We start from the raw sequence: 7,909 nt of genomic DNA, 5'->3' as shown, positions 1-7,909 counted from the left end.
CGCACCACCACCCGCAAACCCACCAGAACCCCCGACGAACCCATCGCCATCGTCTCCATGGCCTGCCGACTGCCCGGCGGGATCAACACCCCGGAGGCGTTCTGGGAGCTGTTGGCGGCGGGTGGTGATGCCGTGGGTGGGCTGCCGTCGCGTTGGGACGGGCTGAACCTGTTCGACGCGGACCCGGAGGCCGTCGGCAAGAGCTACGCCCGCGAGGGCGGGTTCCTGGACGACATCGAGAACTTCGACGCCGCGTTCTTCGGCATCTCGCCGCGTGAGGCCCTGTCGATGGACCCGCAGCAGCGCCTCGTCCTCGAGACCTCCTGGGAGGCCCTGGAGCGCGCCGGCATCCGCCCGGACTCGCTCGGCGGCAGCAACACCGGCGTCTACCTCGGCGCCATGACCTCCGACTACGGCCACCAGGGCCACGATCTGAAGGCCCTCGACGGCTACACCAGCACCGGCTACGCGACCAGCGTGGTCTCCGGCCGGGTGGCGTACAGCCTCGGGCTTCAGGGCCCTGCGATGACGGTCGACACGGCCTGCTCGTCCTCGCTGGTCGCGCTCCACCTCGCCGTTCAGGCGCTGCGCCAGGGTGAGTGCGACCTCGCGCTCGCCGGTGGTGTCACCGTCATGAACACACCCTCCCTGTTCGTGGAGTTCTCGCGGCTGAAGGGCATGGCGGCGGACGGGCGCTGCAAGTCGTTCTCCGCGCTGGCGGACGGCGCCGGATGGGCCGAGGGCGTGGGTGTCCTGGCGCTGAAGCGGCTGTCCGCCGCCGAGCGCGACGGCGACCGCGTCCTGGCCGTCATCCGCGGCACCGCCGTGAACCAGGACGGCCGCAGCCAGGGCCTCACCGCCCCGAACGGGCCGTCGCAGCAGCGGGTCGTGCAGGCCGCACTCGAAGCCGCCCGGCTCACTCCGGCGGACATCGACGCGATCGAGGCGCACGGCACGGGCACGTCGCTGGGCGACCCGATCGAGGCCGGCGCCCTGGCCGAGGTCTTCGGCCCCGGACGACCCGCGGACCGGCCGGTCTGGTTGGGCTCCTCCAAGTCCAACATCGGCCACGCGCAGGCCGCCGCCGGTGTGGCGGGCGTGATGAAGATGGTCCTCGCCCTCCAGCACGGAACGCTGCCCAAGACCCTCCACGCCGCCGAGCCGAGCCCGCACATCCAGTGGGACGGCAGCGGCCTCGCTCTGCTCGACGAGGCCCGCCCCTGGGAGCGGGACGCGGCACGTGTCCGCCGGGCGGGCGTGTCGTCGTTCGGGCTCAGCGGGACCAACGCGCACGTGATCGTCGAGGAACCGCCGGTCCGGGAGCCGTCGGCCCCGGCCGGTGAGGAGGTCCGTCCGGTGCCGGTGGTCGTGTCCGGACAGGACGAGACCGCGCTGCGGGAGCAGGCGGGCCGCTGGGCGGCCTTCCTGACCGAGCACCCGGAGGCACCGGTCACGGATGTCGCCGTGACCGCGGCGCGTCACCGCACGCACTTCCCGTCCCGGGCGAGCGTCGTCGCGGCCGATTCGGCCGAACTGATCTCCGCGCTGCGGGCGTTGGCGGAGGGTGAGGCGCACGACGCGGTGGTGACCGGGCTCGCGGAACGGCGCGGCAAGGTCGTCTTCGTCTACCCCGGCCAGGGCTCGCAGTGGGTCGGCATGGGCCGGGACCTGCTGGCAAGCAGTGAGGTGTTCCGGGAGGCGGTCGAGGCGTGTGACGCGGCGCTGCTGCCGTTCACCGGCTGGTCGGTCCGCGACGTCCTGGAGGGGACCGAGGACGGCCACCCCGGCTTCGACCGGGTCGATGTCGTCCAGCCCGCGCTGTTCGCCATGGGTGTGGCCCTGTCCGCGCTGTGGCGTTCGCTCGGGGTCGAGCCGGCCGCGGTGGTCGGGCACTCCCAGGGCGAGGTCGTCGCCGCGGTCGTCGCCGGCGCCCTCACCCTGGAGCAGGGCGCGCTGGTCGTCGCCCGCCGCTCGCAGGCCGTCCTCGCCTGCGCCGGCCAGGGCGGCATGGCCCTCGTCGAACGACCCGTCGCGGAGGTCGAGGAGTTCATCGCCCCGTTCGGCGACGCGCTGTCCGTCGCCGCGGTGAACACACCCGGCTCGACGATCGTCTCCGGCGAGGCCGAAGCGGTCGTGCGGCTGGTCGACCAGCTGGGCGAGCAGGGCGTCTACGCCCGCAAGATCAACGTCGACTACGCCTCCCACAACGCCCAGATGGACCCCCTCCTGCCGGCCCTCGCCGAGCAGTTCACCGACCTCGCACCCCACACCGCGGAAGTCCCCCTCTACTCGACCGTCACCGGCGAGATCGCCACCGGCCCCGAGCTCGACGGCGACTACTGGTGCCGCAACCTGCGTCAGCCGGTGCGCTTCGACCGCGCCCTGGACAAGCTCCTCGACGACGGCCACACCGTCTTCGTCGAGATGTCCGCGCACCCGGTCCTCGCCATGCCGCTGACCGACGCCGGCGCGGAACGCGGCGGCATCGTCGTCGGCTCCCTCAGCCGCAACAACGGCGGGCCGGGGCAGCTCCTGCGCAACCTCGGTCTCCTCCACGTCCAGGGCTATGACCTGGACATGGACAAGGTCCTTCCGACTCCAGGCACCGGCGAGCTCGTGGCTCTCCCCACCTACGCCTTCCAGCGCGAGCACTACTGGCTCGACACCACCCTGCCGTCCGGCGACGCCGGGTCGCTCGGGCTCGAGGCCTCCTCGCACCCCTTGATCGGCGCCGTCACCCCGCTCGCCGACGGTGAAGGCCACCTCCTCACCGGCCGCCTCTCCCTCACGGACCAGCCCTGGCTCGGCGAGCACGCCGCCTTCGGCACCGTCCTCGTCCCCGGCACCGGCCTCCTCGAACTCGCCCTGACCGCCGGCCATCACGTCGGCGCCGAACGCGTCTCGGAACTCACCCTGCTCGAGCCCCTCGTCCTCCCCGAGGACGGGGCGGTCCGCCTGCAGGTCGTCGTCGGCGCCCCCAACAACGAGGGCAACCGCCCGATCACCCTCTACAGCCGCACCGAGGACGCCTCCGACGACACCCCCTGGCGCACCCACGCCACCGGCGAACTCACCGAAGCACGTAACGCCACCAACACCACCGACGGCTTCGCAGAACTGACCCAGTGGCCCGTTCCCGGCACTGAAGCAGTCGATCTGGACGGTTTCTACGACGCGTTCGAAGCCCGCGGACTCCACTACGGACCGGCCTTCCAGGGACTCACCGAACTCTGGCGCAAGGACAACACCGCCTACGGCCTCGTCCGCCTTCCCGAAGGACTCAAGACCGACGGCTTCGGCATCCACCCCGCCCTCCTCGACACCGCCCTCCACACCCTCATCGGCGTCCGCGAGGAGGAAGGCGACGAGCGCCCGGTCTTCCTGCCGTTCGAGTGGAACGACGTCGAACTCCACGCCACCGGCGCCGCCGAACTCCGCGTCCGCATCGAACTCGACGCCTCCGGCACCGCCGCGGGCGTCCATGTGGCCGACCCGGTCGGCCGCCCCGTCGCCCGGGCGGACCGCCTGGTGATCAGGGAGGCGACCGCGGAGCAGATCCGTGCGGGCGAGCCCGTGGACCACCTCTACCACCTCGACTTCCGGAAGGCGCGCACCCTGCCCGAGGGCAAGGTTCCGGCCGTCGGCACCTGGGTCCTCGGGGACGCCGCCGGAGTGTCCGGCACCCTCGGGGCCGACAACGTGACCGACGTGGCCGCGCTGCTCGCCCGCCTCGACGACGGACAGCCGGCGCCCGTCCGCCTGGTCGTCGACGCGACGGCGGAGACCGCACCGGCCGACGGCAACCAGGAAGACGTGGCCGCCACCGCACTGGAAGTGACCGCCTCGGCGCTGCTCACCCTGCAACGCCTGCTGGCGGAGCCCCGACTGGACGGTACGGAGCTGGTGTGGATCACCCGCTCGGCCGTCGGCGTGGACGACCAGGTCCACGATCTGACGCGTGCCCCGCTGTGGGGCCTGGTCCGCGCCGCGCGCAGCGAGCAGGCCGAGCGGACGATCCGCCTGGTGGACCTGGGCCACGACCCCGCCGACGACACGCTGCTGCCCCACGCCCTCGCGTTGACGGACGAACCGGAGCTCGTGCTCCGCGACGGTGAGCTGCGCACCGCACGCCTCGCCCGCACCACGCGGACGACGGAGCCCGGTGCGGGGGAGCGCGGGGCCGCCACGGCCCTGGACCCCGACGGATCGGTCCTGATCACCGGCGGTACCGGCGAGCTGGGCCAGGTCCTGGCGCGGCACCTGGTGCGCCACCACGGTGTGCGCCACCTGGTGCTCACCTCCCGGCAGGGTCTCGACGCTCCGGGCGCGACCGACCTGGTCGCCGACCTCACCGCCACCGGCGCCGAGAGCGTGCAGGTGGTGGCCTGCGACATCGGCCGCCGCGAGGACGTCTCCATGGCCCTGGCGACCGCGGACGCCGCGCACCCCTGGACCGGCGTGTTCCACCTCGCCGCCGCCCTGGACGACGGCGTCCTGGCCGCCCAGACCACCGAACGCCTGGCCACCGTCTGGGCGGCGAAGGCGGCCGGCGCGACCCATCTGGACGAGCTCACCCGCGAACTGGCGCCCGGACTGGCCGCGTTCGTCGTCTTCTCCTCCGCCGCCGGTGTCCTCGGCGGCGCCGGACAGGCCAACTACGCCGCCGCCAACACCTACGTCGATGCCCTCGCCACCCGCCGCCGCGCCGACGGCCTTCCCGCCGTGAGCCTCTCCTGGGGCCTGTGGCAGCAGGCCGGAATCGGCCTGACCTCGGCGCTCGGGCAGGCCGAACTGGCCCGGCTGCGCCGTGGCGGCATCGGCGCGCTGAGCGCCCGGCAGGCACTGGCGGCGCTGGACGCCGCGCTGGACCTGCCGTACGCCCACCTCGTCCCCGTCAAGTTCGAGCTGACCTCGCTGCAGCGCGCCGCGGGCAACGGCGAGAACGTCCACGCACTCCTGCGGAACCTGCTGCGTGCCCCGCGCCGACAGGCGGGCGAGGCCGCGGCGAACCCGTCAGGTCTGCGCGAGCAACTGCTGGCCCGCCCCGTGGCCGAGCGGCTGCCCCATCTCACCCAACTGGTGCAGAGGGAGGCCGCCACGGTACTCGGCGTGGCCGACGCGGACGGCGTCGGAGCCCAGCAGGTGCTCAAGGAGCTCGGCATCGACTCGCTCATGGCCGTCGAACTGCGCCGCCGCCTCGCCGCCGCGAGCGGGCTCTCGCTGCCCTCGACCCTGGCCTTCGACCACCCCACACCCACCGCCATCGCCACCCTGCTCCTCACCAGACTCGCCGTCGGCTCCGACGACGCGGCGGGACCGGCCACGGGGCAGCGAGTGACGCGCCACCAGATCGACACACTCGTCGAACTCCTGCGTACGGCGACTCCGGCCCAGTTGGAGGAGCAGGGCCTCGCGGCCGGTCTCCTCGCCCTGCGGAACGGCCTCACGAAGATCACTCCCGCAGGCGACGCGCAACCCGAGCCGGAAGCCGAGATCGACACCGGCAGCACGGATGACCTTCTTCAGTTCCTGGATCGCAAGCTTGGAGTGAGCGAATGAGCGCGTCCGAAGTCGGGAAGATCGAGAAGCTCGAGGCCTACCTGCGGCGCACGGCCGGCGCGCTCCTCGAGACGGAGAACGCGCTCACCGCCGAACGCGCGGCGCGCACCGAGCCGATCGCGATCGTGTCGATGGCGTGCCGGCTGCCGGGCGGGATCGACACGCCGGAGGCGTTCTGGGAGCTGTTGGCGGCGGGTGGTGATGCCGTGGGTGGTCTGCCGTCGCGTTGGGACGGGCTGAACCTGTTCGACGCGGACCCGGAGGCCGTCGGCAAGAGCTACGCCCGCGAGGGCGGGTTCCTGGACGACATCGAGGGGTTCGACGCGGGCTTCTTCGGGATATCGCCGCGTGAGGCCCTGTCGATGGATCCGCAGCAGCGGCTGGTCCTGGAGGCGTCCTGGGAGGCCCTGGAGCGGGCGGGCATCCGCCCGGACTCGCTCGGCGGCAGCAACACCGGCGTCTACCTCGGCACGATGAGCTCCGACTACGGCAACCAGCAGGGTTACGACCTCAACGCCCTCGACGGGTATGTGAGCACCGGCAACGCGAGCAGCGTGGTCTCGGGCCGGGTGGCGTACAGCCTCGGGCTCCAGGGTCCCGCGATGACGGTCGACACGGCCTGCTCGTCCTCGCTGGTCGCGCTGCACCTCGCCGTTCAGGCGCTGCGCCAGGGTGAGTGCGACCTCGCGCTCGCCGGTGGTGTCACCGTGATGGCCACGCCCGCGCTGTTCGTGGAGTTCTCGCGGCTGAAGGGCATGGCGGCGGACGGGCGCTGCAAGTCGTTCTCGGCCTCGGCCGACGGCGCCGGATGGGCCGAGGGTGTGGGTGTCCTGGCGCTGAAGCGCCTGTCCGCCGCCGAGCGGGACGGGGACCGCGTCCTGGCCGTGATCCGGGGCTCCGCCGTGAACCAGGACGGCCGCAGCCAGGGCCTGACCGCCCCGAACGGACCCTCCCAGCAGCGGGTCGTGCAGGCCGCACTCGAGGCCTCCCGGCTCACTCCGGCGGACATCGACGCGATCGAGGCGCACGGCACGGGCACGTCGCTGGGCGACCCGATCGAGGCCGGCGCCCTGGCCGAGGTCTTCGGCCCCGGACGCCCGCAGGACCGGCCGGTCTGGCTTGGTTCGTCGAAGTCCAACATCGGACACGCCCAGGCCGCCGCCGGTGTCGTCGGCGTCATCAAGATGGTCCTCGCCCTGGAGCACGGAACGCTGCCCAAGACCCTCCACGCGGAACAGCCGAGCCCGCTCGTGGAGTGGAAGGACAGCGGGCTGGAGCTGCTGCAGGAGGCCCGCCCCTGGGAGCGGGACGCGGAGCGTATCCGCCGCGCGGGCGTGTCGTCGTTCGGGCTCAGTGGCACCAACGCCCACGTGATCGTCGAGGAACCGCCGGTCCGGGAGTCCTCGGCTCCGGCCACCGAGGACGGCCGACCGGTGCCGGTGGTGCTCTCCGGTCAGGACGAGGCCGCCCTGCGCGGTCAGGCGAGTCGCTGGGCCGACTGGCTGTCCGCCCACCAGGACGTGCCCGTCGGAGATGTGGCCCTCACGGCCGCTCGTCACCGTACGCACCTGGCCGCCCGCGCCTCCGTGGCCGCGACGGACACCAGTGCCTTGATCTCCGCGCTGCGGGCGTTGGCGGAGGGTGAGGCGCACGACGCGGTGGTGACCGGGCTCGCGGAACGGCGCGGCAAGGTCGTCTTCGTCTACCCCGGCCAGGGCTCGCAGTGGGTCGGCATGGGCCGGGACCTGCTGGCGAGCAGTGAGGTGTTCCGGGAGGCGGTCGAGGCGTGTGACGCGGCGCTGCTGCCGTTCACCGGCTGGTCGGTCCGCGACGTCCTGGAGGGGATCGAGGGCGGCCATCCCGGCTTCGACCGGGTCGATGTCGTCCAGCCCGCGCTGTTCGCCATGGGTGTGGCCCTGTCCGCGCTGTGGCGTTCGCTCGGGGTCGAGCCGGCCGCGGTGGTCGGGCACTCGCAGGGCGAGGTCGTCGCCGCGGTCGTGGCCGGCGCCCTCACCCTGGAGCAGGGCGCGCTGGTCGTCGCCCGCCGCTCGCAGGCCGTCCTCGCCTGCGCCGGCCAGGGCGGCATGGCCCTCGTCGAACGGCCCGTCGCGGAGGTCGAGGGGTTCATCGCCCCGTTCGGTGACGCGCTGTCCGTCGCCGCGGTGAACACACCCGGCTCGACGATCGTCTCCGGCGAGGCCGAAGCGGTCGTGCGGCTGGTCGACCAGCTCGGTGAGCAGGGCGTCTACGCCCGGAAGATCAACGTCGACTACGCCTCCCACAACGCCCAGATGGACCCCCTCCTGCCGGCCCTCGCCGAGCAGTTCACCGACCTCGCACCCCACACCGC

2 protein-coding genes are annotated in these 7,909 nt (G+C 73.1%); both read left to right on the top strand.

Annotation, left to right across the window (positions count from 1 at the left end):
- Positions 1-42 precede the first annotated feature (42 nt).
- Positions 43-5,559, top strand: coding sequence for a type I polyketide synthase (locus tag ABZ836_RS30345; protein ID WP_361147579.1), 5,517 nt, complete (start codon positions 43-45; stop codon positions 5,557-5,559).
- On the top strand, positions 5,556-7,909 hold a 2,354-nt coding region (locus tag ABZ836_RS30340; protein ID WP_361147576.1), incomplete at its 3' end, for a type I polyketide synthase. The genes ABZ836_RS30345 and ABZ836_RS30340, both read left to right, overlap by 4 nt.

This window comes from Streptomyces sp. NPDC047130 (genome assembly GCF_040643475.1).
Taxonomy (GTDB): domain Bacteria; phylum Actinomycetota; class Actinomycetes; order Streptomycetales; family Streptomycetaceae; genus Streptomyces.
The sequence above is the reverse complement of the archived record's forward strand: the minus strand, read 5'-3'. Positions and strand labels throughout refer to the sequence as shown.